The sequence below is a fragment of the Mycobacterium sp. 141 genome, assembly GCF_000382405.1.
In the GTDB taxonomy this organism is placed as follows: domain Bacteria; phylum Actinomycetota; class Actinomycetes; order Mycobacteriales; family Mycobacteriaceae; genus Mycobacterium.
This window is the reverse complement of record NZ_KB908259.1, coordinates 24,142-48,923: the sequence shown is the minus strand read 5'-3', so window position 1 is coordinate 48,923 and position 24,782 is coordinate 24,142. Positions and strand designations below refer to the sequence as shown.

The following is a 24,782-nucleotide window of genomic DNA, read 5'->3' as shown; positions in this document are numbered from 1 at the left end:
ATCTGACCGGCGGTGGGCTTCGAATACTGTTGCGCAGCTCAGGCGTTGGTCAGGTCGGCAACCGGTCGGCCGTTGAGCGCGTTCGCCAGCTGCGGGGTCAGCACGTCGAGCGCGTAGAGCAGCGAGTCGGGACCGCTGTAGGTCAGTGCATCGCTGAGCTTGGAGTCGAAATTGGTATAGAGCGTACGATCCTGGCTCACCACGCCAAGGCGGGCAAATGCCGGCGATTTGAGGAGTTCCTGCTTCGTAGCACCGTTGACGAACAGCACGTCGCGGTCGAGCAGTCCCAGCTTCTCCTCACTGACGTCACCCACCACGTCCTGGGTGTTGAAACCCAGCGCGGTGAACAACGAACGGCGGGGGTCCTTGGCGCCCAACAGGTAGTGCCCGCCGTCAGCCGGGCCGAAATCGACCACCAGGGTCTTACCATCGAATTCCGGGTTCTTCTCGCGAGCCTCGTCGATGCGTCCCTGTACCTGATCCACCAGAGCCTTTGCCTCGGTTTCCTTTCCGAGCGCCTTGCCGGTAGTCAGCAATTGGACGTTCCAGGGGGTTTCCTCGTCGGCATAGTCCGACGATTGGATGACTGTCGGCGCGATCTGCGACAGCCGATCGTAGGTTTGCCGGTCGATGGTCTCGTAAATCGCCAAGATCAGATCGGGTTTCTGCGCCGCGATGGCCTCGAAGTCGATCGAGTCGGCACCCCATGTCGGTACGCCCTTACCGTCGGTGGCCTTCTCAACCCACGGCAAATCGTTGTAATTCTCCGAAAATTCGCGACTGCTGACAGGTACCACCCCGAGTGGGAGTACGAAATCCTGATCGGTCCAGCCCACGGTGACGACCCGGCTTGGGTTGGTCGGAACCTTTGTCTCACCGAACTTATGGCTGATCGTGGTCGTGGTGTCGGTTGCCGTCGACGTGGATTCGCCTCCGCAGGCAGTCACCAATCCGGCAACGACGGCAGTGGCGACGATCGGCATCATCAGCCGGCGCCACCCTCCTTGTTGAAACTTCATTCACGAACTCCACTTCCCTGTGACGATCCTGGCAGCCCTTTAGCTTAGGCTACCTTTACTCACGGGGTGTTTCGTCTTGGTCGCGGTCGGTGTGGACTACAACCTGCTGTGGGTCGGCCACGTACGGGAAGAGTCACGTAACAGCATCGCTGCGGGATCATCCGTGCCATCCATTCCACAGGCGGTGTCATCACCTCGGCCGGAATCATCTTCGCGGCCTCGCTGGTCGGCCTGATATTTGGCCAGGCCATGCAAGTCCGCTCCCGGTCCGCAAGGCGGACACCACACCGGGTAATCGGCGCACCAGTCCGCGGTCAAGGAGGGTAGCCAAATGGCGGCCCTCCTTGACTGTGGGCTAGCGGCAGATGAACACTGGCGAACCATGAGCGTGGCTGTACTGCGGCAGATGTTCGAGCAGATGGTGGAGAACAAAAACCCCACAGCCATCGAGCGCTTCTACCATCCGACATTCGTGATGTTCTCCAACGGCGTTACGCAAGACTTCGATGCGTTCGCCGCAAGCCACAGGACCGTCTACTCCACGCCGATCCACTACTCCGTGGAATACGACGAACAGGCCTGGGTGGAGACGGCAGACAAGGTCGCAGGCCGGATATGGATCACGACCAGCCGCCCGGGCGAAAGCCCTACTCGTATCGAGGTGGTGTTGATCGCTGCATTCACCGACGGCAAAATCAGCCGTATTTGGGAAACGACATGGCCGAGCTGGAACACCTTACCGGCGTTCGAGACCTACTGACTCCCCTGCCGAACGTGAAGTCGTTGGCGAATTGTCGGATGTTTGTCACAGCCACGTTCAGACCCTTCGGCAAGGGCTCGCCCCACGACTACGAGTTGTGCTGCTGAAGAACGGTTGCGGGAACAGACGCCGTCTCTCGTCGTCGCCGTCCGCTCAACACAACGGTCACCGTTTGCCGCCATAGAACGAAACACGTTCGGCGCCAGTGGTTTAGGTGCGCCCGACATCGAGGACTCCGCGGTGCGGGTCGACGCCGGGACGATCCCGACATTCCGATGGCCCAAAATCTACGCATCGCACAGGTGGCCGGTGACTCGGGTTCGGAACGCTGGCGGCGCTCGCCATCACGATCGCTGCGATCGGTCCGCGGGCACGTGACCATCCTGCTAATTTTGCTCGTTGTGCTCACGACAGCGCGTACGCTCAGCCCATGGCCAGAAGGCTGCACATGGATGTGCGGCTCGCTACCCAGGTGCTGTTGCTGCAAGTCGCCGTAGTAACGCTCACTCTGGGTATCGCAGGCCGTCTGCTCGCCTTCATGAGTCACCAGCACCATGCCGACCGGTACGGAGCCGGACTCCGGAATACCGGGTGGGCGCGGCATCGGAATGGCCCTGTCTCACCAGATCAGTCGCGCATTGGGTGGCGATATCCGGCTGTCGAGTCCGGGTGATCCGGACACGGAGTTGTGCGGCGCAGAGTTCATCGCCCGGCTGCCGGGTGTGATGGTGGAGGAGGAAGCCCAATGGTTAGCACAGACCTGATGGTGCTGGTGGTCGACGACTTCCGAGTGGCGAACATGCACGCAGGCATCGTCAACGCACTACCGGGGTTCTCCGTATCAACAACGGTGACAACGCTCGCCGCTGCCCACAAGGCAGCCCCCGTCGACCTTGCCTTGGTGGACGTCTATCTACCGGATGGATCGGGGATCGACTTTATCCGTGGGTTACTGTGCGACAGTATGGTTTTGAGCGCCGCCACCGACGCCCGAACGATCCGCGCAGCGTTGGCGGCCGGCGCCCTGAGCTATCTCGTGAAGCCATTCGCTCCGGCAGACCTGGCAGCCCGCCTGTCGGGCTACGCGCGCTATCGCAGAATCCTTTCTGGAACCAAGCTTGGCGCCAGCAAGGTGGACTCGGCGCTGGATGCTCTGCGCCCCCGCATCACGCCCCTGCAATCCCCGACCGCCGCTACCTCGCCTACCAAACAGCTTGTACTCCAGGCACTTCGCTCATCGGGTCAGCCGATGTCGTCGGCCGAGGTCTCCACGGCGATCGGGGTTTCGCGGGCAACGGCACAACGGTATCTGTCGACGTTGGCCAACGCCGGCGAGGCCAAGATTCAACTGCGTTACGGCACGACCGGTCGGCCCGAACAGGAATTCGCCGCTGTCGACAAACCACCCAATCGGCAGGTGCGGTGAGCTTAATCGCCTGAGCCGGCCGGTCCCCCTGCCGAGGTGACGTCGTCGTTGCCGTTCGAGTGTTGTTCTGCCGCAACATATTGCGTCAGCTCCCCCAATCAGATACGCCGCGCTAACTCACCGGCGCCGGATCCGGAGAGCTCGGCCAGCCGCCGCTTGCCGCCCGACAGTCGGTCGGCGGCTACATATGCAACGGCTGTACCGACATGGTCCAGGCAGTACGAGTGCTGCAATCTGAGGGGCGGCGGATGTCCTCCCCGTGCACGATGATCTCGACGAGGCGCGAAGTTATGGGAAGCGGTGGCGAGGTCGCGGACCGACCACCCGTCGCACAACGAAGCGACCTACCATTGGGCCGGCCGGAGTCGGCTCAGGTCATCGACGAGTGCGACGCGCTCGGTGTGCACGTCCGCCCACACCGCGCCCACCCTGCCAGCCATAGCGGTCAGCAAACCACATCGCTCGAACCCAGGCATGTCCTCGTGGTGGACCCGCTGCGACAATGGTGGCGTGGTCGAGCAGAGCATCTGGATGCAAAAGGTCGCGGCTGACCCCGGCCATTCACAGTGGTACATCGAACGTTTTCGATCCATGGCGCGCGCTGGCCAGGACCTGGACGGCGAAGCCCGCCTGATAGACGCGATGGTGGCACGCGGCGCCCGCATACTCGATGCCGGCTGCGGCCCCGGCCGCGTGGGTGGGTACCTCGCCACCGTAGGCCACGACGTAGTCGGCGTGGATGTCGATCCGGCACTCATCAAGGCTGCCGAGCAAGATCACCCTGGGCCACGCTGGCTCGTCGGCGATCTTGCCGAACTCGACCTGCCCGCACGTGGCGTCTCACAGCCGTTCGACGTGGTCGTATCGGCCGGCAACGTCATGACATTTCTCGCCCCGAGTACCCGCATTCAGGTGCTGGGCCGACTTCGTGCGCACCTTCTCGGTGACGGTCGGGCGGTGATCGGCTTCGGAGGGGGTCGCGACTACGAATTCGGTCAGTTTTTCGATGACGCAGCCGAGGCTGGATTCACCCCCGATCTGCTGCTGTCCTCGTGGGATCTACGTCCGTTCACCGAAAACTCCGACTTCCTGGTCGCGGTTCTCCGGCGGTCACCATAACTCCTTGGCGAAAAGACCCGATCGAGCGACAGGGGCCACGAACCCGACGGATTCGTGGCCCCTGTGTCGTTGACCTGTCAAGAGTGTGCGGTTACGACTGGAGCTGCCCGAGGGTGACCTGCACGGTGCGAGAAGCTCCCGACTGGTCATCGTAGGTCAGCGTGATGTTGTCCCCGGGCGCCTTGGAATGAACCGCTGCGACCAGAGCGTCGGGACCGTCGATCACCTGGTTGTCGAGCTTTGTGATCACCACGCCGTTGGGCAGTCCGGCCTGGGCTGCCGGACTCCCGTCGACGACCCCGGCGACCATCGCCCCGGACGTGTCGTTACCAGACGCGAGTTGGACGCCCAGGGAGGCGTGCTGGACCGTTCCCGTTGAAACCAGCTCGTCGGCAATACGTTTTGCTTGATCCACCGGGATTGCGAAGCCGAGTCCGATGGAACCGCTTTGCGAGCCCTGAGCACTGCCCAGCGAAGCAATGGCGGAATTCACCCCGACGAGATCGCCGTTCATGTCCACCAGCGCGCCTCCGGAGTTGCCCGGATTGATCGCCGCGTCGGTCTGAATGGCACTGATCACCGAATGCTGACCAGTCTGCTCATCACCGGTGACGACCGGACGATCCAATGCACTGATGATGCCGGTCGTAACGGTCCCCTGCAGGCCCAACGGTGAGCCGACCGCGACGACGTTCTCTCCCACCTTCAGATCCTTCGAAGAGCCGATGGTGATCGGAGTGAGCCCGGAGACGTTCTGGGCCTGCACCACCGCGATGTCGTCGTCGGGGTCGGTTCCGACGACGGTAAACGGTACTGTGCGGCCATCGGAGAAGGTCACAGTTGCCTGTGCAGCGCCGGCGACCCGGGCGGACGGCCTGGCGAACGGATCCTGGGCGTCCGGTCCGGACTGACCGTCGCCGGGGAGCTCTCCACCCGGGAACATTCCGCGCGGCAGACCGGGAATTCGGATACTCGGCCCGCTTTCGGCAGGCATCGGCTGCTGACCACGAGCATCTTGTGCGACCGCGGCCACGACATGGTTGTTGGTGAGGATCAGCCCATCGGCGCTGAGCACGATGCCGGACCCCTCCTCACGTTCTTGCCCGCTTTGGATCTGCAGTTTCACCACGCTGGGCAAGACCTTGGCCGACACCTGCTCGACCGATCCGGTGGGCACCGCGCTTCCTGGCTGGGTTGGTGCGGAACCATTGGCAGGCGCGGGCTTTCCGATGTTCACCGGGGCCGGCGCCTGGGCGGTAGGTACGGCATGTCCCACATGGTCGACGACCGCGACCGCCGTCGCGGCGCCTGCCACCATGGCAACCGCGGCCGTGCCTGCTACGAGTAGGCCGACTCGAGGGCGCTTCCGACGCTGCGGCTTTTGCTGCGTCGGCCCTTCCTGGAACGGAGTACTCGCCTCAGGTCTCGGAGCATAGGGCGGGGGGTTCGTTCCGGTGGCGCCGGCTGGGTTGTACGGGTAGTGCTGCTCGGACTGGCTCCACTGTGCCGGGTTATCTTGATCGGATGGCTGTTTCGGCTGCCACTCGCCGTGGCTTCCCTGTGACGAATTCCTCGACCAGTCGCTCATTGCGTGGGTTCTTCTTCCTCGAGACGCAGATGTTCATACGCCGTGGCGGCGTCCGACTGTAGGTTGCCTGTGCTGACTGAGACTTTGCTGAGAATGAGTTCGGTGCTGTCCAAGACTTTGACGGGGTCGGTGCCAGGCTCGGTCAGCCGTCGGGGTGAGTCTTTCCCAGAACTCCTGTCGGCCGCAGCCGGTCAGATCACGCGGGCCACCTGACCGGGCAACGAGGCTGTTACGGTGACGGCCGTGAACTCCTCTCGCGTGTCTTGCTCCGTCGTGTTGGCAGCCTGCGCCGCATCGATCACCATGACACTCGCCGCATGCGGCTCCGACGCGGACAACCAATCGGCAAGCACGCCGGCGACACATACGTCTTCCGCGTCCGAATCGGCTCCGTCGCCCGTCAGCACAACGGCACCCATCGCCAGTGCGTGCCCGACGGCAGCACCAAACACCGGTGCCAACCCCGAATGGACGCTGGCCGGCGCCACCGGCAACGTCGCCGTGACGGGATCCACCGATACCGCGGCGCCGAACGTCGCCGTGGGCACACCGTTCACCGTGACCGAGACCCAGGTGCACACACTGCAACCCGGAGACGGCCCCGTCGTCGCCGACACCGCAACGGTTTCCGTTTGCTACATGGGCGTCAACGGACGTGACGGGAATGTGTTCGACAGCAGTTACCAACGCGGCGAGCCGGTGCAGTTCCCGCTTGACGGCGTCGTGACCGGTTTCAAGAAGGCCATCGCAGGACAGAAGGTCGGCTCCACGGTCGCCGTCGCCATGTCGTCCGCCGACGGGTATCCCGATGGCGAGCCCCGCGCCGGAATCCAGAAGGGTGACACACTCGTCTTCGCGATCAAGATTCTCGACGCCACGGACTGAGGCCGGCGCAGGCGACCGCCGTACTCACAAGGCGTCGTCGTGGATCTGGTCGATGCGAACGACACCGTCGACACCCGCGAGCACCCGGCTTGCTTCCATGACGCCCGCACCTGACAACGTCATGGTGATCCCCACTTCTCCTGGCATCACGGGACTTTGGGCCGTCAGAACCGACGGAGCACCACCCGGTGAATCGGCCACCAGCGAGATCAGATGCCATCGATGTACGTCGCACACCTGCAGCAGCTGGCGCAGAATCCCGCGGCCGTCCAGATAGATGACGTGTACCTGAACAGATCCAGGCAATCGCCGCAACAGCTTCCGCAGTCCCGGCCCGATCCCCAGCACGATGGTGAAATGCAGTGCCGTGACGACAATCGCCAACAGAAGCAGACCCGCGGCAGCCGCCATGCCGATCGCGGCCGATTCCCAGATTGCTGCCGCGGTCGTCAACCCCACCACGGCACCGCGGCGCGTGATGATGATGCCGGCTCCGAGGAAACCGATGCCGGAGACGATCTGTGCGGCGACCCGAGACGGGTCGAGGACAACGGCACCTGCCGTCACGACATCGCCAAAGCCGTACTTGCTCACCAACAAGATCAGCGCCGCGGATGTACCCACGATCGCTTGCGTGCGAAGACCCGCGCTCTTGCCCCTGGCCTCACGTTCGAGTCCGATCAAGGCAGTGAGCGCAAAAGCGGCCACCAACTCGACGATCTGGCGGGGCCCCTGTCCGGCCCCACTGAAAAATGCATCAGCCACCCACATATGTCATGCCACCATAGGCGCCATTTCTGGCGCTGACCACACGCGGCGTGTGGGCCGGTGATCACCCGATATTCGGGGCGTTACCTTTCCGACGACCGCGCGGTTGCGTGGCGTGGCCTGAAGCCCGGAACACCGGATTGTGCCATTCGGCGGTATCCAATGCAGCGTCCCACGGGCGGATCAGCATGTTCGGTCTTCCTGGGCTGTCAGCAATGCGTTGGACAGAAACCGTTGTGCGATAAGGATATTCGTACCCAACCGGCAGGGTGAGCGGCCAAGTCCGCGGCGAGCACCGTTGAGGAGCTCGTCGAGCGACTCAGCCACAGAGGGTCTCCGAGGGCTCCGATGCTCCACCAAAACTGGGTTCGAACACCCAACACTGCCTTTCTTGCATGCCAGTGGACATCCAGTTTCAGGACAATGAGCTTGTGCTCGTGCGCCTGATTGATGCATCGTTGTGCGCGAAACAGCGTCCCACAAGTGCCATGCTCCAGCGGTTTTAGCCACATGATCGGTTGGATCCACACTGATATGCAGAAAAACTGATTTAGCATCTCGCATCACATTGACATGCTTTTATGTCGACAGCTACATTCTGTTGCATACCACAAGCGCATCCGGCGAGGTGGCCGACCCCGGTCCCGACCGCGGTCTCGCCATAACAGCCATAACAACTGTTCGGCCCGTTGGCGCATCCACACCAGATCATCACCGGAAGAGGTAAATCCAGTGCCTGTCGACATCTGCCGCAGCAACACCGTTACCCGCGATATCCCGTGAGTCGTTCCAAGCCCGACCGGCTGATTGCCGAGATACGTCGACGCATCATCGCCGGCGAGATCCCACCCGGTGTGAATATCTCCGAACTGACCCTTGCCGAGGAGTTCGGAGTGTCCCGCACCCCGGTACGCGAGACGTTCAAGCAGCTGCAGACCGAGGGGCTGGTCGAGATCCGGCCCCGGGTCGGCACGTTCGTCACTACCCCGTCGCGGCGCGAGATTGTCGAGTTGTTCGAGATGAAAGAACTACTCGAAGGCGCCGGCGCCCGGCTACTCGCCGAGCGCGGAAGGGTGCCGGAAATCGATCAGCTGGAAAGCAACCTCCAGCGAGCCGCCGCTGCAGTGGTCGATGATGATCGCGCCCGGTACGCCGAGCTGGTTCACGAGTTTCACAACGTGCTCATGTCCGGGGCCGACAACGCCAAGTTGCAGGGCCACTACCGGACGTTGATGAACCAGCTCGCCTACTCGCGCCTGGTGACCACTTCGCTGAGCCAGCCCGGCCGGCTTGCCCAGTGTGACCGCGAGCATCGCCACGTGTTCGAGCTGATCGTCGCCCAGGACGGTGCCAACGCCGAACGTGTGATGCGCGAACATGTCCGCGCCAGCCGGCAAGCGCTGCTGGCCGGCGTGCAGTTCTGACCACCAATCCGACGAACAATCAGACCAGGAGCACGATCGATGACCGGCACAATCACACCGTTCGCGAAAAACGCCGGCTGGGCCGATGGTTTTCGTGCCGAGGTCCGGGAAGCGTTTGCTGCAGGATTGCCCGCAGTGTTCCTCGATGAGGGCGGCGCGCTGCTCGCATTTCCGGCAGCCACCGCCACCACAGCCCAACTGCACTTCGCCATCAGTCACTCGTCTGGAATTGTTCACGCCGCGATGCCGAGTTCACTGCTGGACAGATTGCGGATACCGGATCAGCCGATTCTCGCCTCGGAGAACAGCGGTGCGTCGTTCACGGTGGCTGTCGATGCTGCATCAGGCATCGGCACAGGCATATCCGCGCGGGACCGGGCACACACCATGCGAGTGCTCGCAGACCCCGGCACCGTCGCCGATGATGTGACCCGGCCGGGTCACATCCTGCCGGTCCGCTGTGCGGACGGCGGTTTCACAGAGCGGGGGCGGGCGTGGGAACGTGCCGTCGATCTGAGCAGAGCAGCAGGACATCCGCCGGTGGTCGTGATGTGCCGACTCGTCGATGACGCCGGCGAGATCCTTGACGGCCTGACCGCGACGTTATTTGCACTGAACCACCAACTGGCGCTGAGCGCCGGCACCTCTGGTATCGACACACGGCCGGACGGCGTCCGGGCAACGCGAACGAACTAACCGAGCGGCATGGCTTCTCGGCGCAACTAGACTGCGTGTCGTCGGCCACGGGAAGCGGTTGACCCCTGGTCGAGACCAGCAAGAAGGGCCTGACGGCTGGCACGGACGTGTTCGCGCATCACGCGTTCGGCAGTATCACCGTCTTTGGCGAGGATCAGATCCAGCACCTGACGGTGCTCGCGGTTGGACTGCAGCGGCCGACCGGGCTGGCTCAGTGAAGTGGTCACCAGGCGCGAGTAGGCGAGCTGGTTCATCAACGTCCGGTAGTGACTTTCCAATTTGGCGTTGTCGGCACCGACGATGAGTAGGTTGTGAAACTCGTCGATGAGTTCGACGTACCGGGCCCGATCGTCGGACGCCACGGCCTGATCGAACTGGCGCAAGTTTTCTTCGAGTCGATCGACTTCCGGCACACGCCCACGTTGGGCAAGCAACCGTGCCGCAGCGCCTTCCAACAGCTCTTTCATCTCGAACAGCTCCAGGATTTCGCGCCGCGACGGCGTAGTCACGAAAGTACCGACTCGAGGTCGAATCTCGATCAGGCCTTCGGTCTGCAGCTGCTTGAACGTCTCGCGTACCGGGGTGCGGGAGACTCCGAACTCCTCGGCCAGAGCGAGTTCTGAGATGTTGACTCCGGGAGCGATCTCACCGGTGATGATGCGACGACGGACTTCAGCAATCAGTCTGCTCTGAATAGAGCCGTTGCGGGAGCCGTCGTCGCTTCTCACCCGTGCCTCCCCTTCGATGTCACTCCAACCCTGGGTCAGCCCAGCGGCGACAAAGCGCCGCCATCGAAAAACTTACCGGCACTGTAAACCATCGGCGGACGGTCACTGACCGCGGCGTGCACCACTCGGCAGATGAACACCGTATGGGTGCTGGCTTGCAGTCGTTCGCGGATCTCCACTTCCATCTGAGCGCCGCTGTGGTTGATCAGCGGGCTCCCGAACGGTCCCGGAACCCAATCCAGGCCTGAGAACTTGTCCGGGGTTTTCGTGGCAAAGACATTGACCACATCGAGTTGATCGGTCGACAAGATGTTGATGGCCAGGTGCTTCGCCCGATAAAGGCAGTCGTGAGTAGACGATGTTCGCTGTACCGCAACCATCACCGTTGGGGGTTCGAGCGAGATGCTGGAGAAAGCATTAACCGCCAAGCCCCGAGGCGTCTGCTGATCTAGCGCAGTAACAACCGTGACTCCGCTGATGAACTGTCGATTGACCTGCTTCATCACGTTGAGGTCGGGCTCAATCTGGGCCGTTGCGCCGTCGTCTTTCGTCATCTCGATCAACGATCCTGGCCGACGGTGATGATCCCGAGCGCAGTCAGGAGCGCTCTGGGGTCCCAGGTGACGAACTCTTCAACGACATGGTCGCCGTCAAATCGCGAGAACGTCGCCCCGCTGATCTCGACTGTGCGGTGAGTGGCCGGTACCCCCAAGAACGGATGCTGGTGCGTTCCCGTGCTGTGCCAACGAACCGCGGCACGATCGCCCTCGATGATAATTTCGTCCACCACGGTCAGAAGATCGGGAAACGCGCCGCGGGTGCTGACAATCGACGCCTTGAAATCGGCCAAACCCTGACCGCTGCTGGAAGTGCCAAACCGCAGGTAGTCTGGGCTAAACAGCTTGTCGAGAGCATCTACTTCCCCGCGGTCCCATGCCGCCTCCCACACTTGCTGGATCCGATCACGACGGTCGTCGATGTCAGACATGTCCTTGTCTCCTTTCACTGTGCGACTACCGATCTGCTCATACGGACGAATTGACTGCGTCATGGCCGGGCGATGCTCCGACGGACCAAAAGCCAAGTACTCCAGGAAGATCAAGTTCACTGAAAGCACGGCCGGCTAGCGGGCGCCGACGCCTCCGGCCAGGGCGTCCTACCGAGCAGCTGCGGTACCAACACTGTGGTGTTCGGGAAGAAACACCCAGGTCATCTGGATCGCAACGATCTGAACACTCGTGCAAAAACCCGCCACGGGCCGGTCGCGGGCAGAGCCAGTCTGTCTGCTCGCACCTCCTGCGACAGCTCCCGCCGCCGCAGCGCGAAGGTCGTCGAGCCTGCCGAGACATGGCAATCCCTCGAGTCATGCGGAAAGCCGACAAGCTTGCATACAACAAAATGTAACGTAGCTCATAGTTGTATGTCAATGTGATGGGGGTTGGACGCAACCAGACCTTCCACCGCCCAAATAATGCCTTCGGCGACCATCGTGCATGAATGTTGAACAACCCTGTGTTTCAACATGTTTAGTCGTCATTGCGGTTACATCGCCAGCGCCCATATCAGATTTCCGCGCAAAGGCCCAATACACTATTGACCAACTCTCAGTAGAGGTCTACTGTGCTGTGGCATGCAAGAGAGTGGGCGCGAAGGCAGCATCGGGTTGAGGAAGCTGGTTCTCTATCGCGAGGCGGTGGTAACCGAGGCCGGCGAACGACCGGACAATCCGGCGCTGCAGGCCACTGTCGCCGCAGTGATCGCCAATCCATGGTTGGGAACCGGTCCGTCACGTGACCTTCAGCCAGAGGTCACCCAAATCGCTCCGGTACTCGCCCAACTCCTGAGTGATCGTTTGGTGGCGGCGCTCGGTGGGGTCGATGCAGTCGAGGCGTTCGGCAAGGCTGCCATCGTCGGTAATGCCGGAGAAATCGAGCACGGTGGCGCGCTGATCCACACCCCCTACTTCGGCAACCTCATGCGGGAGTTCCTGGAGGGCGAATCGATCATCTGCTTCGCTGATACTCGGTCCGAAGCCGGTGCGGCACTGGTCGTTCCACTCTGGCACAAGACACATGCCGCGACCCGCAGCCATTACCAGACCGTCAGCGCCAGGGTGTCCGACGCGCCCCGCCCCGACGAGATCGTCATCATCGCCGCCGGATCGACCGGTCCACGGCCCCACCCCCGCATCGGGGACCGCAAAACTGACCCCGCCGTCACCGTCAAGAATCTGGAGAGTGCCCTGTCATGAAGCTGCGCAAGATCGTCACCGTCGTCGAGGAGATCCGCACCGAGGGCGGACGCGAGGTGAACCCGCCGGCGCGCATCGCCGTCATCGCCGCGGTGATCGAAAACCCCTGGGCTGGACAGGGTTTCGTCGAGGACTTGGCTCCCGGTATCGATGCGACCGCCTCCGATGTGGGTGCACTGCTGGCACCCCTGGTCCTGGAAGCTCTCGAGGGTACTGCGGAGGCCTACGGTAAGGCCGCGATCGTCGGCCTCAATGGCGAGATCGAGCATGGCTCGGGGCTTATCCACACACTGAAGTTCGGTGATCACTTCCGCAAGGCGGCCAACGCCACCACCCTGTTGCCTGCTGTCGAGAAGCGCGGTCCAGCCGGTGTCATCTTCGACGTCCCGCTCAAGCACATCACCGATGCCACCATCCGGTCGCACCATCAGACCATCGAGGTGCGCATCGCCGACGCTCCACACGCCGACGAGATCGTCATTGCGCTCGCAGCTGCTACACAAGGTCGCCCACAGCAGCGCCTCGCTCCCCTGAGCAGCGAAAAGTAACGATCGATGACCGGGCCGACACTCGTTCTGCTGCACGGGGTGGGCCTTGACCACACCGTGTGGGAGCCGGTGACTGCGCTGCTGGACGACCGGTTCACGGTCCTGGTTCCCGACCTGCCCGGGCACGGCGGCCGGCCACCGGCCCCGGCGGGAGTGACGTTGGCGGACTTGGCCAACGGCGTGGCCGACGAGATCCCAGCCGGGTCGCATCTGGTCGGATTCTCCCTCGGTGCACTCGTCGCCCAGTATCTGGCCGTGCACCGACCGGAGCTGGTCGCTTCGCTTACCTCGGTTGCCTCAGTGTGCCAACGGACTCCGGAGGAGCGGGCAGCGGTACTGGCCAGACTCGATACCGCCGCCACGGACGTTGCAGCGAGTTCGGCTGCGTCCCTGCATCGTTGGTACGACGGTACCGACGTCGCCGCCGACCAGATCGCACAGACCAAGGCGACGCTGCTGGCCAACGATCCGGACAGTTTTGTGAACTGCTATCGAGTGTTCGCCACCGGCGATGCCGAGGTCGGCCCTGACTTACACCGCATCGCCGTACCGGCACTCGCTGTCACGGGTGAGCTCGATCCGGGTTCCACTCCTGAAATGACGTCACGCCTCGCCGCCGCCATCCCCGGCTGCGAAGCGGTCGTCATCCCCGGTGCGCGACACATGCTCCCGGTCCAGTGCCCGCGCGAACTCACCGACGCACTGTCCTCGTTCTTCGGAAAATTCATCGGAGGTTACCCACGTGTCTGAACCCCGCAAGCTGCAGCACTTCATCGGCGGAAAGTCAGTGGAGCCTGCATCCGGTGAGTACTTCCCGAGCACGAACCCTGCCACCCGCGAGGTGTTGTATCTGGCGGCCCGCGGCAACGCGACCGACATCGATGCCGCGGTGGTATCGGCCACCGAGGCGTTCCTCGACCCGCGGTGGCGTGACCTCAGCCAGACCAAGCGCGGGCACCTGCTGCGCCGCCTCGCAGATCTGATCGGCGAGCACGCTGAGGAGCTGGCCCGCTCGGAGTCCCTCGACAACGGCAAATTGCTGCGCGAGATGCGCGGCCAGATGGCCACGCTGCCCGAGTATTACTACTACTACGCGGGTTTGGCCGACAAGATCGAGGGCGCTGTGGTCCCCACATCGGACCGGCGAGTGCTCAACTACACCATGCGCGAACCGCTCGGTGTGGTCGGGGCGATCACCCCCTGGAACTCGCCGCTGACGCTGACCACCAGCAAGCTGGCGCCCGCGTTGTGTGCCGGTAACACCGTGGTGATCAAGCCATCCGAATACACCTCGGCGACCGTGCTGAAACTGGCCGAGCTCGTGATCGAGGCCGGCTTCCCGCCCGGCGCGGTCAACGTCGTCACCGGGTTCGGGGCTGAAGCCGGCCAGCCGCTGGTGGACCACCCGGGGCTGGCGAAGATCTCGTTCACCGGCAGCACCGCGACCGGGGCGCGGATCGCAGCATCGGCGGCAAGCCGGTTCATCGGGTCGACACTTGAGCTGGGCGGCAAATCCCCCAACATCATCTTCGATGACGCCAATGTCGCCAACGCTGCAATGGGCGTTGTGGCAGGCATTTTCGCCGCCGCCGGGCAGACCTGCATCGCGGGCAGCCGCGTTTTCGCACAGCGGGCGATCTACGACGAATTACTGCAACTGGTCGCCGATCGCGCAAGCAGCATCCGGATGGGCAACCCGCTCGACGATGACACCGAGATCGGTCCGCTGGCGTTCGAAGACCAGCGCAACAAGGTGGCGTCCTACGTCGACCTCGGCCGCGACGAAGGGGCCCGGGTGCTCACCGGCGGTCGCGCCACCGATGCCGGGCTCGGCGGATTCTTTTACGAACCAACGGTTCTGGTCGACGTCAACAACCAGATGCGGGTGGTCCGCGAAGAGATCTTCGGTCCGGTCGCGGCAATCATGCCGTTCGACACCGAAGACGAGGTCGTGCAGTTGGCCAACGACACGGAGTACGGCCTCGCGGCCGGCGTCTGGACCACCAACCTGGCGCGCGCCCACCGTATGGCCGGGCGGCTGGATGCCGGCACCATCTGGGTCAACACCTACCGGGCCATGTCACCGATGTCGCCGCGCCAGGGCTTCAAGAGCAGCGGCGTGGGTGTTGAACACGGTACCGAGACCATGAAGGAGTACACCCGGCTCAAGAGCGTGTGGATCAACACCAACGAGGGCCCGGTTCCCGACCCGTTCGTGATGCGGAGCTGACATGCCACTCGTCGAGGTCACTCTCGCAGCTGGTCGCTCGGACGACCAGATCCGCGCCATGATCCACGAAGTACACGAGGCCGTGCTGCGGACCGTGAACACCCAACCCGAGCACATTCGGGTAATCGTCCGCGAGGTCCCCCGAACCCATTGGGCAACAGGCGATATCACCATCGCCGAGATGGATCGCAAGAAAGGTAGTGCGTGATGAGATTCTCCTTGTTCATCCACATGGAGCGATGGGACGAGTCGGTGAGCCACCGGCAGCTCTTCGAGAATCTCGCCGAGCTGTCCCTGATGGCTGAGGCCGGAGGCTTCGGCACCGTGTGGATTGGCGAGCACCACGCCATGGAGTACACGATCTCGCCCAGCCCGATGCCCTTGTTGGCTTACCTCGCCGGCCAGACCAGCACGATCCGCCTGGGAGCGGGCACCATCATCGCCCCGTTCTGGAACCCGATCCGGGTCGCCGGCGAATGCTCGCTGCTCGACGTGATCAGCGACGGCCGCATGGAAGTCGGGTTGGCGCGCGGCGCCTACCAGTTCGAGTTCGACCGCATGATGCCTGGGCTGTCCGCGGCTGAGGGCGGTAAGTACCTGCGCGAACTGGTGCCGGCAGTACGCAAGCTCTGGCAGGGTGACTACGCCCATGACGGCGAGATCTGGCAGTTCCCCACCTCGACCAGCGTGCCCAAGCCGATCCAGCAACCGACGCCGCCGATGTGGATCGCCGCGCGCGATCCCGATTCCCACGACTTCGCGGTGGCGAATGGGTGCAATGTGATGGTTACCCCGCTGATGAAAGGCGACGAGGAAGTTGTCGACCTCAAACGCAAGTTCGACACCGCTGTTGCCAATCACCCCGAGGTGCCCCGACCTGAACTGATGGTGTTGCGCCACACCCATGTTCACTCCGCCGACGATCCCGACGGCTGGCGCCCGGCCGCCGCGGCGATCTCAAAGTTCTACCGCACCTTCGACGCCTGGTTCGGCAACAAGACCACGCCGGTCAACGGGTTCCTCGACCCCAGCCCAGAAGAGAAGTTCGCCGGGCGTCCCGAATTCGAACTCGAGTCCCTGCACCGTACCGCGATGATCGGCACGCCCGACGAAGTCATCGAGCGGCTGCGCTCCTACCAGGAACTCGGGGTCGATGAGTTCAGCTTCTGGATCGACAACAGCATGTCACACGACGAAAAGCGCAAGTCCCTTGAACTTTTCATCAAGGAAGTCGTTCCCGCCTTCAACTGATATGCGTTGTTCTGCACGTTCATAACGAATCTCCGCTGACTCCCGCCGGTCGTGGCAGTCAGGCCGCCTCCTCCAACCGTCGACTGACTCGAAGCCCGACAACAAGCAGGACCGAAAGGCAGATCAATGAGTGAAGACGTTTCGCTCGCATCCACCGGTGAGGTTGCCGCCGACCTCCATTACCGAAACAAGATCGCAGCCGTAGAACCCTATAGCACCGACGCGATCCCCGATTCGGAGCGGCATGGGAAGGCAGTCTCCCAGTTCTTCATCTGGTTTGCCGCCGGCATGAACTTCCCCATCATGGTGCTGGGTTTCGCCGCGGTCGGCATGGGCATATCGCTGGTCTCGGCGATCACCGCGATCGTCGCGGGGTCATTCGTCGGAGCCGCCGTGATGGGCATTATGTCCAGGATGGGTGGCAGACTCGGTGTCCCCCAACAGATTCAAGCACGCGGACCCCTGGGGTTCTTCGGCAACTTCGTCCCCGTCGCCTACGTCAACGTCTTCGCCGGCATCGGCTGGGCCGCCGTCACGATCATCCTCGGCGCACAGGCGGCACACGCCCTGATGCCGTTCATCCCGTTCTGGCTGACGGCCCTCGTGCTCGTCAGCCTGCAGCTCACGGTGGCCGTGTACGGGTACAACATGATTCACTTCCTCGAACGCATCCTCGCCGTGGTGCTGTTCTTCGGCTTTCTGCTGATCACAATCGTGTCACTCTCCCGCGGCTGGTCCGGTTCATTCCCCGCCAACCCGGATGCGAAAGGATGGGTCGGCCCCATCGGTGGCTGGATTACGTTCGCCGGGTTCTTCTTGTCCTTCCTCATTGCCTGGTGGCCGTTCGCGTCGGACTACTCCCGCTATCTCCCCGACGAGGATCACGTCAACCGTGCCAGCGGGCTCTGGACCTTCGCGGGCAACTTCCTGTCGCTGTCCTGGCTGGGCATCACCGGCGCGATTCTGGGCCACTTCGCCACAGCGGGAGAGAGCCCGATCGAGGCGCTCCATCGTCTCACCGCCGGCCCCTTCGCCGTCATCGCACTGATGGCTGTGCTGCTGTCGTCGTTCTCACAGAACTTCCTCAACGTCTACGGTGGGGCGATCTCCATTCAGACACTGCGGATACCGGTCAGCCGTACCACCGGAGTGGTCTTCATCTGCGTGATCGCCTACGTCATCGCCCTCTGGGCGGACGAAAACTTCGAGAACAAGTTCAAGACGTTCCTGTTCTTGAGTTCCTACATGATCGCCCCGTTCGGCGCCCTACTGCTTCTGGACTACGTCCTCAACCATCGTCACGACCGGTCCAGGATCGCCGAACTCTACGACTCCCGGCGAATCTTGGAGTGGGGATTCATCGCATGGCTCATCGGCGTCGTGGCATCCATGCCATTCTGGCAGCTGGCGTTCTTCACCGGTCCCATCGCAGCCAAACACCCTGATTGGGGCGACCTTTCATACGTCATCGGGTTCGTGGTGGGTGGATTCGCGTTCATCATCCTCAACCGGCTACCTCCGCTGTGGCACACAAAAAATCCGGTTCTCCGGGACCAGCACCCGCATACATAGGTCCGTCGAGACCTAACGTCCCGCGAGTCACCCAGTTCGTTGAAGACAACACCAGTCCCAGGAAAGTACCGCAATTCGTGGAGATCAGAGCAGCCGTTCTAGATGCCATGGGCGCCACCCCGCCGTACGCGTCATCCAAACCCTTGACGATCGAAAACCTCCAGTTGCGGGCGCCCGGCCCCGGCGAGGTGCTGGTACGCGTCAAGGCCGCAGGACTGTGTCACTCAGATCTGTCTGTCATCAACGGAAGCCGCCCACGGCCGATGCCGATGGCGTTGGGTCACGAAGCTGCCGGGATCGTGGAAGAGGTGGGCCCCACGACCGGTGGCGGAGACGACCTCAAGCCAGGTGACCATGTCGTGTTTGTCTTCGTCCCGTCGTGCGGCCATTGCGAGCCCTGCACAGAAGGCCGCCCCGCGCTATGCGAGCCGGGCGCGGCAGCCAACGCTGCGGGCACCCTGCTATCCGGCGCCCGTCGGCTGCAGCGCCAGGACGGCACCCCGGTCAATCACCACCTCGGAGTATCGGGATTCGCCGAGTACGCCACAGTTTCCCGCCGTTCACTGGTGAAGGTCGATCCCGAACTTCCGTTGGTGGAAGCTGCCCTGTTCGGATGCGCCATACTCACCGGCGTCGGTGCGGTGATCAACACCTCACGGATGCCGGCCGGGTCGTCGAGCGCGGTGATCGGTCTCGGCGGCGTCGGGCTGGCGGCGCTGCTCGGTGCGGTTGCTGCCGGCGCACGCACGATCGTGGCGGTTACCCGATCTGACGAGAAGTTGGCGTTCGCACGCGAACTCGGTGCCACCCACGCCGTCAATGCCAGTGACCCCGAGGCCGCGCAGCAGGTGATCGCTGCGACCGGCGGCGGTGTGGACTATGCCTTCGATTTCTCTGGCTCGACCAGAGCCCTCGACCTTGCCTACCGCATGACCCGCCGCGGAGGAACGACCGTGACCGCCGGCCTGCCGGCGCCGGACGCAACCATGCCGCTGGCGCCCGTCACGCTGGTCGCCGAGGAGCGCACCCTTCGAGGTAGCTATATCGGCACCGCGGTCCCGAATCGGGACATTCCTCGCTACATAAGCCTTTATCAGCGCGGCCGACTCCCCGTCAACCGGCTGCTCACCCGAACGCTCGAACTTGACGAAATCAACGACGGATTCGACCGCCTCCACGATGGGCAGGCAATTCGGCAGGTTGTCACGCTGTAAGCGCTAATCGGTGGGAAGCGACGACCACATTGTGGCGCATCCGCGGCTTGCTGCTGTTCCTGTGCCATCGATCGACGAAGACACAGCAATGCCAGCATGATTCGGGATCTACACGGGCCTCGGACCCGTATACTGCTGCTGCGTTGCGTCGGAGTTTGATATCAGTGCTCCCATAGGGAAGGAAAAGTCCGCCATGCCAGTGACTTCTTCGATTGCTCCACGGGCAGCGCAGCTCGCAGCGGGCGCTGCGGCGCTGATGGCGTGCTTGCTCATGCCGGCGACGGCGGGAGCAGAACCGGAAGACGCCCCGAACTGCACGGCGGCAGATCTGGCCGGCGTCTCGGCGGGTGTCGCCGCATCCGCCTCGGCCTATCTGTTCACTCATCCCGAGGTCAACGACTTCTACACCGGGCTGCACGACCAGCCGCGCGACCAAGTCGCCGACCAGGTGCGCACGTTCTTCGACAACAATCCGCAGGCGCACTCAGAGCTACTGGGTATTCGCCAACCACTCGTCGACTTCCGCAACCGCTGCGGAATGTCCGAACCCGATCAGCCACTGCTAGGACAATGATGTTCGCGACGTTGAAAGCGTTGACCAGACTGAACTCTCACCGATCCTGGGTCGCTGCGGCACTGGCCGTCGTTGCTGTTCCCGGTGCCATCGTCTTCATCACTCCCGCCGGCACGGCCGCGGCAGACGTCTGCGTGGGTGCCGGCCGGCGGATCAACATCAGCGGCTGCACCAACATCGCTGCCGCGGTCGCTCCCTACGCCCCGCCTCCAGCCGCTTACGCGCCGCTGCCCGAAGACGTACCCCCGCCGCCTCCTCCCCCACCCCCGGCTCCGGCCATCACAGGCTGCGTCGGCTACAACGGCCGCTGGGTCAGCGCCAACGGGTGCCGCTGACCCTCGGGTTTCGATGCCACGGTGTGGGCGCAGGGAAAGACCGACACCAGCCACGGGTGCCTAAACCTGAACCACGACAACGCCGTCTGGTTCTACAACTTCTCGGTGCCCGGCGATGTCGTGGCGGCAGCACCCAGGCATAAGCGACCGCCAGAAGCGGTGGGCGCGGCCGCGCGTACGGCGGCCGCGCCGCAACGATCTCCGGTCAGCCCTGTGCGAGAGCCGCGTAGAGCGAACGCTTTGCCTCGGTGACAGCGGTCAGGATCGTGTTCCTCGCCTCCTCGAGCTTCTCCTTCTGCTCGTCCGTCCCGGTCCACATGATCGTGCGGGCCAGACCGGCAACCTCGAGGAACTCCTTGCGCAACTTGAGAACACCGGCGAACTTCGACGCCTGTGCCAAGAAGGCATGCGCGGTATCGCTGTTGATGCCCCGCCACGCCAAGATGTTCTCTCCGAATTCGGTCAGCGTCGCCACACCATCTTCGACCGTCACCACGCCTCGACCCGCTAACAGGCCGATGCCGACCTCTGCGGCTCCTTCGGGCGGGGTGAACGCGCCGTCAGTAACCTCGGACACCCGTCGGGTGATCTCCGCAGCATCGGCTGGTCCATCGAGCAACAACGCCGCTGTTGCCGCGGCCGCAACCTTGGCCCTACCGAAGCCCAGGCCAAAGCCATGGCCTCCAAACCCCGGCCCCCCACACCCTGGGCCGCCGAAACCGCCACCAAACCCCGGCCCGCCGAAACCGCCACCGAAGGGGCCGAAACCCCCTCCGCCGAAACCGAATCCACCGGGAAATCCTCCACCGTCAAACATGTCTGCCTCCCTCTCGTGAGGTGTGCTACTGCTCGGTACAACGCTGCATCGCGTCAATATCACGATATATCGATTACTTACCGAGGTGGTCTATCTAATCCAATCTCTCAGCCAAAAATCAGGTGCTGTGAGATCGCTTCACTTCACCGAGGATCTACGGCGCACGTTCGCCCGCAACACAGATTGGGCGCTCAGCAGGCGCCTGCGTGTCGCTCCACTGGGCGACCCGCAGACGCGGCCACGCGACCGGGTGCGGGTTAGGCAAACGGGTTGAGCAGCAGCGTGCACAACCGCGGCAGGCGCCCGATGGGAATCCAAGCCACCATGGAACGACAAGTTCCCGAAGCCGTGCCGACCGGGCCGCCACACACGGGCCACGCACCCAGCCCCTGTGTCTGCAGCACATTCCGTGCCACCCGGATCTGCTCAGCCCGAGGTGCCGCTGCGGGCGAACCCGTTCCACCGTTGGCCGCCCACGTGGCCGGCGTGAACTGCAGCCCACCATAGAAGCCATTGCCGGTGTCAGCCGACCAGTTGCCGCCCGATTCGCATTGAGCCATCGCGTCCCAGTTGGGTTCTGCGTCGGCAGTCGCCACTTGCAGGAGTGTTTGGGCCGCGGCGATCACACCGATGATCGCGAGCACCGTGACGATCTTTCGCACGAGCATGTCGATCCCCTTCATGGCCGTGCGCTCAACGCGCACGCCGGTAAAGGCAAGGACGAGACACCTTCCCGCCCTCCATCGTGATACAGAGTTTACCGATGAGGCTCGAGTTAATCAGGCGTGCTAGTGAGTCTAATTATCTTCTATGAGTTTATTTAATAGTTATGCGCCAAATGAGGCCAATGAGGATGCGGCAGTACGCGAATCAGCAGGTCACAGCATTGAGAGGTCGGAACAGCGCCGAATGCCTCAGAGATCCCATCAATCACATAATTTGCCCGACAGAATGTGACGATTGATTAATTTGATACGCATAATAGTCAGAGTTATAGCAGTGGCAGAAATGAATATTGTTACCACTGTGAGATGTGAGGCAGATATGGCTGCTGTTAATAATCTGCCCCGTCAGAATGCGTCGGTGCGATCCGTGCGATACGCACCTTCAGGACACCCGGCGACACAACCGAGCGTTGGCGAGCGCGTGCGACTCGAGCACACGGAAAACGCTGGGCGCCTCTGAGCGGAATGCAGCGAAGGCGACCCGTCAGGACGCCGGAGCAGCCGCGGGAACCTGCCCTGCCGGCGCCGGAGTGCCCGGCGCGGGAGCCTGGCCATACTCGTAGCCGGGTGGCGGCGGGCCGTTCAACGGGTAATAGCCGGGAGGTAACGCCGGACCAGCGGGCGCACTGCCAGGATCAGGTGCTGTCACCGGAGTCTCGGAGCCGGGCGCGTTGATCGATACGTATCCGGGTGGCAGTTTCGGTGCAGGGCCTGCACCGGGCGGTGGCGCAACGCCGCCCGCTTCATCGGGATCCTGCAGAGGAGATGGGTCGCGGGCCTGGTGCCACAGATCGCGCAGCGTCCCGATCGGGCCTGAACCGTACTGGCCTGAGCCGTATACCGGATTCGCGATCTCAGGGACCTGCGGTGGGCCGGCCGGTGGCGCAGCAGGTGGACCGGCGGGGCCGTCGTTCGACACCACTACTTGCCCGGGTGCCGCGGCGGCTGGATCTGACGGAGTGGGTATGGGGGCGGCAGGATCCGCCAGCGCCGACCCGACGGGGCCCAGAACGGCACCGGCGGCGGCCACTCCTGCGATCGCAAACTTCACAGTGCTGATGGAGAGTGTGGCGCGGCGCTGGGTCATCGATCCGGCGGTCCTCTCTGTTCCCTGCGGGAGTCTGTTCCGGCCCTCGCTTCACGAGAACGAGCCGAGCGTAGAGGTTATGGTCGCACATATCGGCCGGCCACACCTATCTCACGTCGAATATGCGCGGGCGCCCACCCGCCGACTGAGCGCACGGGTACGCGTCACCCGCCGCGCCCACTCTGCGTCAGAACTGCGGCGCGGGGATTAAGCCCTGCCGCCCCGACTCAACCACCTACCAATCGCTTAGATTGGTTAAGCTTCAGGTGTCCGACTTCAGTTTCAACCGCCGAGGTACGCAAACATGATCCTCATCCGCAAGAGCGCTCTGGCGGCCGTCGCGGTCGCGGGCGCAATCGCCGGCTCAGCAATCGGGCTGGGTGCCGCCAACGCGAGCGCCGATCCTGCAGCGCCGACGCCGTCGCTTGAGGCACCGGCCTCGGCGCCGCGTAAGCCGGCGCAGACGTGGGAGGGTCAGCCGGTCGTGTGGTGGGACTGGGGTTCGGGCGGCCACTGGGGTGTCTGGATCAACGGCGGATTCATCGCGCTCACCTGATCCGCGCGCCGGTTCAGTGGCGGCCGAATTCGTCGCGGATGACGGTGACGAATCGATCGACATCGGCTTCGGTGGTGTCCCACGCGGTCATCCAGCGCACCTCACCGCGAGCACGATCCCAATCGTAGAACCGCACGCGCTCACGGATCCGGTCGGCGATATCGGTCGGCAGCGTGGCGAAGATCGCATTCGACTGGCTGGGCTGAGTGAACGCCAGCCCCCGAAGCGCCCCGTCGGCGATCCCGGCCTCGAGCGCGGACCGCAGCCGCGCCGCCATGGCGTTGGCGTGCGCTGCGCTGCGCAAGCCCAGGTCGTCGTCGAACAGGGCGAGAAGTTGCACCGAAGCGAAGCGCATCTTGCTCGCGAGCTGCATCGTGAGCTTGCGCAGGAAGACCAGGCCCGCGGCGGGATCTGCGACCGGCACCACCACCGCTTCCACGCCGAGTAGCCCGTTCTTGGTGCCGCCGAGACTGAGGATGTCCACCCCGGCGTCAGTGGTGAACTCCCGGAACGGGACGCCGAGCGCCGCGGCGGCGTTCCACAGCCGAGAGCCGTCCATGTGGACGGTCATACCGCGTTCGTGGGCGAAGTCGGCGAGTGCGCGCACCTCGGCGGACGTATAGACGGTGCCCAGCTCCGTGCTCTGGGTGATGCTCACGGCCAAGGGCTGAGCCCGGTGTTCATCACCCCAGCCCCACGCCTCGCGAGCCACCAAATCCGGTGTGAGCTTGCCGTCCGGGGTGGGCACGGTGAGGAGCTTGATACCGGTCACGCGTTCCGGGGCGCCGGCCTCGTCGGTGTTGATGTGCGCCGTGGTTGCTGCCACGACCGCACCCCACCGTGGGAGCAGGCTGGTGAGTGCGACGACGTTGGCACCGGTGCCGTTGAAGACCGGAAACGCCTCGGCACGCGCACCGAAGTATTCGCGGATGACATCCTGCAACCGCTCGGTGTACCGGTCACCTCCGTAGGCCACCTGGTGACCGCCGTTGGCTGCGGAGATCGCCGCCAGGACCTCGGGGTGCACACCGGCGTAGTTGTCGCTCGCGAAGCCACGCCATTGGCCGTCATGGATGGGAAAGATCGCCACGCTTCATCTTTGCATCGGCGGCGCACGGTTCGGCGCTCATGCCTGCTGACATGACGAAAAATATTGGAAACAAATGCCTTTCATCATCCACCCGGCTCCATCGGTCAACGATGCCGTAA

At 63.4% G+C, this 24,782-nt stretch carries 28 protein-coding genes and 2 pseudogenes; 20 read left to right on the top strand and 10 right to left on the bottom strand.

Annotated elements, in window-relative coordinates; translation table 11 throughout:
• Positions 1 to 38: 38 nt before the first annotated feature.
• Positions 39 to 1,019 (bottom strand): ABC transporter substrate-binding protein, encoded by a 981-nt coding sequence (locus tag H276_RS0109380; RefSeq protein WP_019971048.1) that lies wholly within the window; start codon positions 1,017 to 1,019, stop codon positions 39 to 41.
• Between the two features lie 73 nt (positions 1,020 to 1,092).
• Between H276_RS0109380 and H276_RS24595 the strand changes: the two are divergent.
• From H276_RS24595 to H276_RS0109360, 5 genes and pseudogenes are all read left to right on the top strand, one after another.
• Positions 1,093 to 1,259, top strand: a pseudogene (locus H276_RS24595) (MMPL family transporter); the annotation flags it as partial.
• A 142-nt stretch (positions 1,260 to 1,401) separates the two neighbouring features.
• Positions 1,402 to 1,779 carry a nuclear transport factor 2 family protein gene (locus H276_RS0109375; RefSeq protein ID WP_019971047.1) on the top strand — a complete coding sequence of 126 codons (378 nt, stop codon included), beginning with the start codon at positions 1,402 to 1,404 and terminating at the stop codon, positions 1,777 to 1,779.
• A 554-nt stretch (positions 1,780 to 2,333) separates the two neighbouring features.
• Positions 2,334 to 2,543, top strand: coding sequence for an ATP-binding protein (locus tag H276_RS0109370; RefSeq protein WP_019971046.1), 210 nt, complete (start codon positions 2,334 to 2,336; stop codon positions 2,541 to 2,543).
• Positions 2,525 to 3,205 (top strand): response regulator, encoded by a 681-nt coding sequence (locus H276_RS0109365; RefSeq protein ID WP_026356768.1) that lies wholly within the window; start codon positions 2,525 to 2,527, stop codon positions 3,203 to 3,205. Before H276_RS0109370 ends, H276_RS0109365 begins: the two co-directional genes overlap by 19 nt.
• Positions 3,206 to 3,715: 510 nt before the next feature.
• A complete protein-coding gene (locus tag H276_RS0109360) occupies positions 3,716 to 4,324 on the top strand; it encodes a trans-aconitate 2-methyltransferase (RefSeq protein ID WP_026356767.1) in 609 nt (202 codons plus the stop codon).
• 91 nt (positions 4,325 to 4,415) lie between these two features.
• Here H276_RS0109360 and H276_RS0109355 read toward each other — a convergent pair whose 3' ends face one another.
• The gene (locus H276_RS0109355) at positions 4,416 to 5,642 is read right to left on the bottom strand and encodes a S1C family serine protease (protein ID WP_019971042.1); all 1,227 of its coding nucleotides are present in this window, start codon (positions 5,640 to 5,642) and stop codon (positions 4,416 to 4,418) included.
• 513 nt (positions 5,643 to 6,155) lie between these two features.
• On the opposite strand from H276_RS0109355, the gene H276_RS0109345 reads away from it, so the two are divergent.
• On the top strand, positions 6,156 to 6,797 hold the full coding sequence (locus H276_RS0109345) for an FKBP-type peptidyl-prolyl cis-trans isomerase (RefSeq protein ID WP_026356766.1): 642 nt from the start codon (positions 6,156 to 6,158) through the stop codon (positions 6,795 to 6,797).
• Between the two features lie 24 nt (positions 6,798 to 6,821).
• On the opposite strand, the gene H276_RS0109340 is transcribed toward H276_RS0109345, so the two are convergent.
• Complete coding sequence (locus H276_RS0109340; protein ID WP_019971038.1) at positions 6,822 to 7,568, bottom strand: MgtC/SapB family protein; 747 nt, start codon at positions 7,566 to 7,568, stop codon at positions 6,822 to 6,824.
• A 776-nt stretch (positions 7,569 to 8,344) separates the two neighbouring features.
• Here H276_RS0109340 and H276_RS0109330 point away from each other — a divergent pair.
• Positions 8,345 to 8,989 carry a GntR family transcriptional regulator gene (locus H276_RS0109330; protein ID WP_019971036.1) on the top strand — a complete coding sequence of 215 codons (645 nt, stop codon included), beginning with the start codon at positions 8,345 to 8,347 and terminating at the stop codon, positions 8,987 to 8,989.
• 39 nt (positions 8,990 to 9,028) lie between these two features.
• Entirely contained in the window at positions 9,029 to 9,685 is a 657-nt protein-coding gene (locus H276_RS0109325; RefSeq protein WP_019971035.1) for a 3,4-dihydroxy-2-butanone-4-phosphate synthase, read from the top strand.
• Positions 9,686 to 9,711: 26 nt separating this feature from the next.
• Here H276_RS0109325 and H276_RS0109320 read toward each other — a convergent pair whose 3' ends face one another.
• Genes H276_RS0109320 through H276_RS0109310 form a run of 3 tightly spaced genes read right to left on the bottom strand, consistent with a single transcriptional unit; the run spans position 9,712 to position 11,401 of the window.
• Complete coding sequence (locus tag H276_RS0109320) at positions 9,712 to 10,413, bottom strand: GntR family transcriptional regulator (RefSeq protein ID WP_019971034.1); 702 nt, start codon at positions 10,411 to 10,413, stop codon at positions 9,712 to 9,714.
• Between the two features lie 35 nt (positions 10,414 to 10,448).
• On the bottom strand, positions 10,449 to 10,967 hold the full coding sequence (locus H276_RS0109315; protein ID WP_019971033.1) for a flavin reductase family protein: 519 nt from the start codon (positions 10,965 to 10,967) through the stop codon (positions 10,449 to 10,451).
• A gap of 5 nt (positions 10,968 to 10,972) precedes the next feature.
• Positions 10,973 to 11,401, bottom strand: coding sequence for an ester cyclase (locus tag H276_RS0109310; protein ID WP_026356765.1), 429 nt, complete (start codon positions 11,399 to 11,401; stop codon positions 10,973 to 10,975).
• 642 nt (positions 11,402 to 12,043) lie between these two features.
• On the opposite strand from H276_RS0109310, the gene H276_RS0109305 reads away from it, so the two are divergent.
• From H276_RS0109305 to H276_RS24590, 11 genes and pseudogenes are all read left to right on the top strand, one after another.
• Positions 12,044 to 12,664 (top strand): amino acid synthesis family protein, encoded by a 621-nt coding sequence (locus tag H276_RS0109305; protein WP_019971031.1) that lies wholly within the window; start codon positions 12,044 to 12,046, stop codon positions 12,662 to 12,664.
• Positions 12,661 to 13,212, top strand: a complete 552-nt coding sequence (locus H276_RS0109300) for an amino acid synthesis family protein (RefSeq protein ID WP_019971030.1) — start codon at positions 12,661 to 12,663, stop codon at positions 13,210 to 13,212. The genes H276_RS0109305 and H276_RS0109300 overlap by 4 nt, the downstream gene beginning before the upstream one ends.
• 6 nt (positions 13,213 to 13,218) lie before the next feature.
• The gene (locus H276_RS0109295; RefSeq protein ID WP_019971029.1) at positions 13,219 to 13,962 is read left to right on the top strand and encodes an alpha/beta fold hydrolase; all 744 of its coding nucleotides are present in this window, start codon (positions 13,219 to 13,221) and stop codon (positions 13,960 to 13,962) included.
• Positions 13,955 to 15,442: an aldehyde dehydrogenase gene (locus H276_RS0109290; protein ID WP_019971028.1), complete on the top strand. Its 1,488-nt coding sequence runs from the start codon at positions 13,955 to 13,957 to the stop codon at positions 15,440 to 15,442. Before H276_RS0109295 ends, H276_RS0109290 begins: the two co-directional genes overlap by 8 nt.
• 1 nt (position 15,443) lies before the next feature.
• The gene (locus H276_RS0109285; protein ID WP_019971027.1) at positions 15,444 to 15,650 is read left to right on the top strand and encodes a tautomerase family protein; all 207 of its coding nucleotides are present in this window, start codon (positions 15,444 to 15,446) and stop codon (positions 15,648 to 15,650) included.
• The gene (locus H276_RS0109280; protein WP_019971026.1) at positions 15,650 to 16,693 is read left to right on the top strand and encodes an LLM class flavin-dependent oxidoreductase; all 1,044 of its coding nucleotides are present in this window, start codon (positions 15,650 to 15,652) and stop codon (positions 16,691 to 16,693) included. The genes H276_RS0109285 and H276_RS0109280 overlap by 1 nt, the downstream gene beginning before the upstream one ends.
• Before the next feature lie 126 nt (positions 16,694 to 16,819).
• Positions 16,820 to 18,265 carry a cytosine permease gene (locus H276_RS0109275; RefSeq protein WP_019971025.1) on the top strand — a complete coding sequence of 482 codons (1,446 nt, stop codon included), beginning with the start codon at positions 16,820 to 16,822 and terminating at the stop codon, positions 18,263 to 18,265.
• A gap of 77 nt (positions 18,266 to 18,342) precedes the next feature.
• Complete coding sequence (locus H276_RS0109270) at positions 18,343 to 19,479, top strand: zinc-dependent alcohol dehydrogenase family protein (RefSeq protein ID WP_026356764.1); 1,137 nt, start codon at positions 18,343 to 18,345, stop codon at positions 19,477 to 19,479.
• Between the two features lie 193 nt (positions 19,480 to 19,672).
• The gene (locus tag H276_RS0109265) at positions 19,673 to 20,053 is read left to right on the top strand and encodes a heme-binding protein (protein WP_019971023.1); all 381 of its coding nucleotides are present in this window, start codon (positions 19,673 to 19,675) and stop codon (positions 20,051 to 20,053) included.
• The gene (locus H276_RS0109260) at positions 20,050 to 20,388 is read left to right on the top strand and encodes a hypothetical protein (protein WP_019971022.1); all 339 of its coding nucleotides are present in this window, start codon (positions 20,050 to 20,052) and stop codon (positions 20,386 to 20,388) included. Before H276_RS0109265 ends, H276_RS0109260 begins: the two co-directional genes overlap by 4 nt.
• A gap of 12 nt (positions 20,389 to 20,400) precedes the next feature.
• Positions 20,401 to 20,511: pseudogene (locus H276_RS24590) on the top strand (L,D-transpeptidase family protein); the annotation flags it as partial.
• A gap of 82 nt (positions 20,512 to 20,593) precedes the next feature.
• On the opposite strand, the gene H276_RS0109255 reads toward H276_RS24590, so the two are convergent.
• From H276_RS0109255 to H276_RS22770, 3 genes are all read right to left on the bottom strand, one after another.
• A complete protein-coding gene (locus H276_RS0109255; RefSeq protein WP_026356762.1) occupies positions 20,594 to 21,205 on the bottom strand; it encodes a hypothetical protein in 612 nt (203 codons plus the stop codon).
• A gap of 257 nt (positions 21,206 to 21,462) precedes the next feature.
• Complete coding sequence (locus H276_RS0109250) at positions 21,463 to 21,873, bottom strand: transglycosylase family protein (RefSeq protein ID WP_036460855.1); 411 nt, start codon at positions 21,871 to 21,873, stop codon at positions 21,463 to 21,465.
• A gap of 541 nt (positions 21,874 to 22,414) precedes the next feature.
• Positions 22,415 to 22,990 (bottom strand): hypothetical protein, encoded by a 576-nt coding sequence (locus H276_RS22770; RefSeq protein WP_369758461.1) that lies wholly within the window; start codon positions 22,988 to 22,990, stop codon positions 22,415 to 22,417.
• Positions 22,991 to 23,321: 331 nt separating this feature from the next.
• Between H276_RS22770 and H276_RS0109240 the strand changes: the two genes are divergently transcribed.
• On the top strand, positions 23,322 to 23,573 hold the full coding sequence (locus tag H276_RS0109240) for a hypothetical protein (RefSeq protein WP_019971018.1): 252 nt from the start codon (positions 23,322 to 23,324) through the stop codon (positions 23,571 to 23,573).
• A gap of 13 nt (positions 23,574 to 23,586) precedes the next feature.
• Here H276_RS0109240 and H276_RS0109235 read toward each other — a convergent pair whose 3' ends face one another.
• The gene (locus tag H276_RS0109235; RefSeq protein ID WP_019971017.1) at positions 23,587 to 24,663 is read right to left on the bottom strand and encodes a low specificity L-threonine aldolase; all 1,077 of its coding nucleotides are present in this window, start codon (positions 24,661 to 24,663) and stop codon (positions 23,587 to 23,589) included.
• Between the last annotated feature and the right edge of the window lie 119 nt (positions 24,664 to 24,782).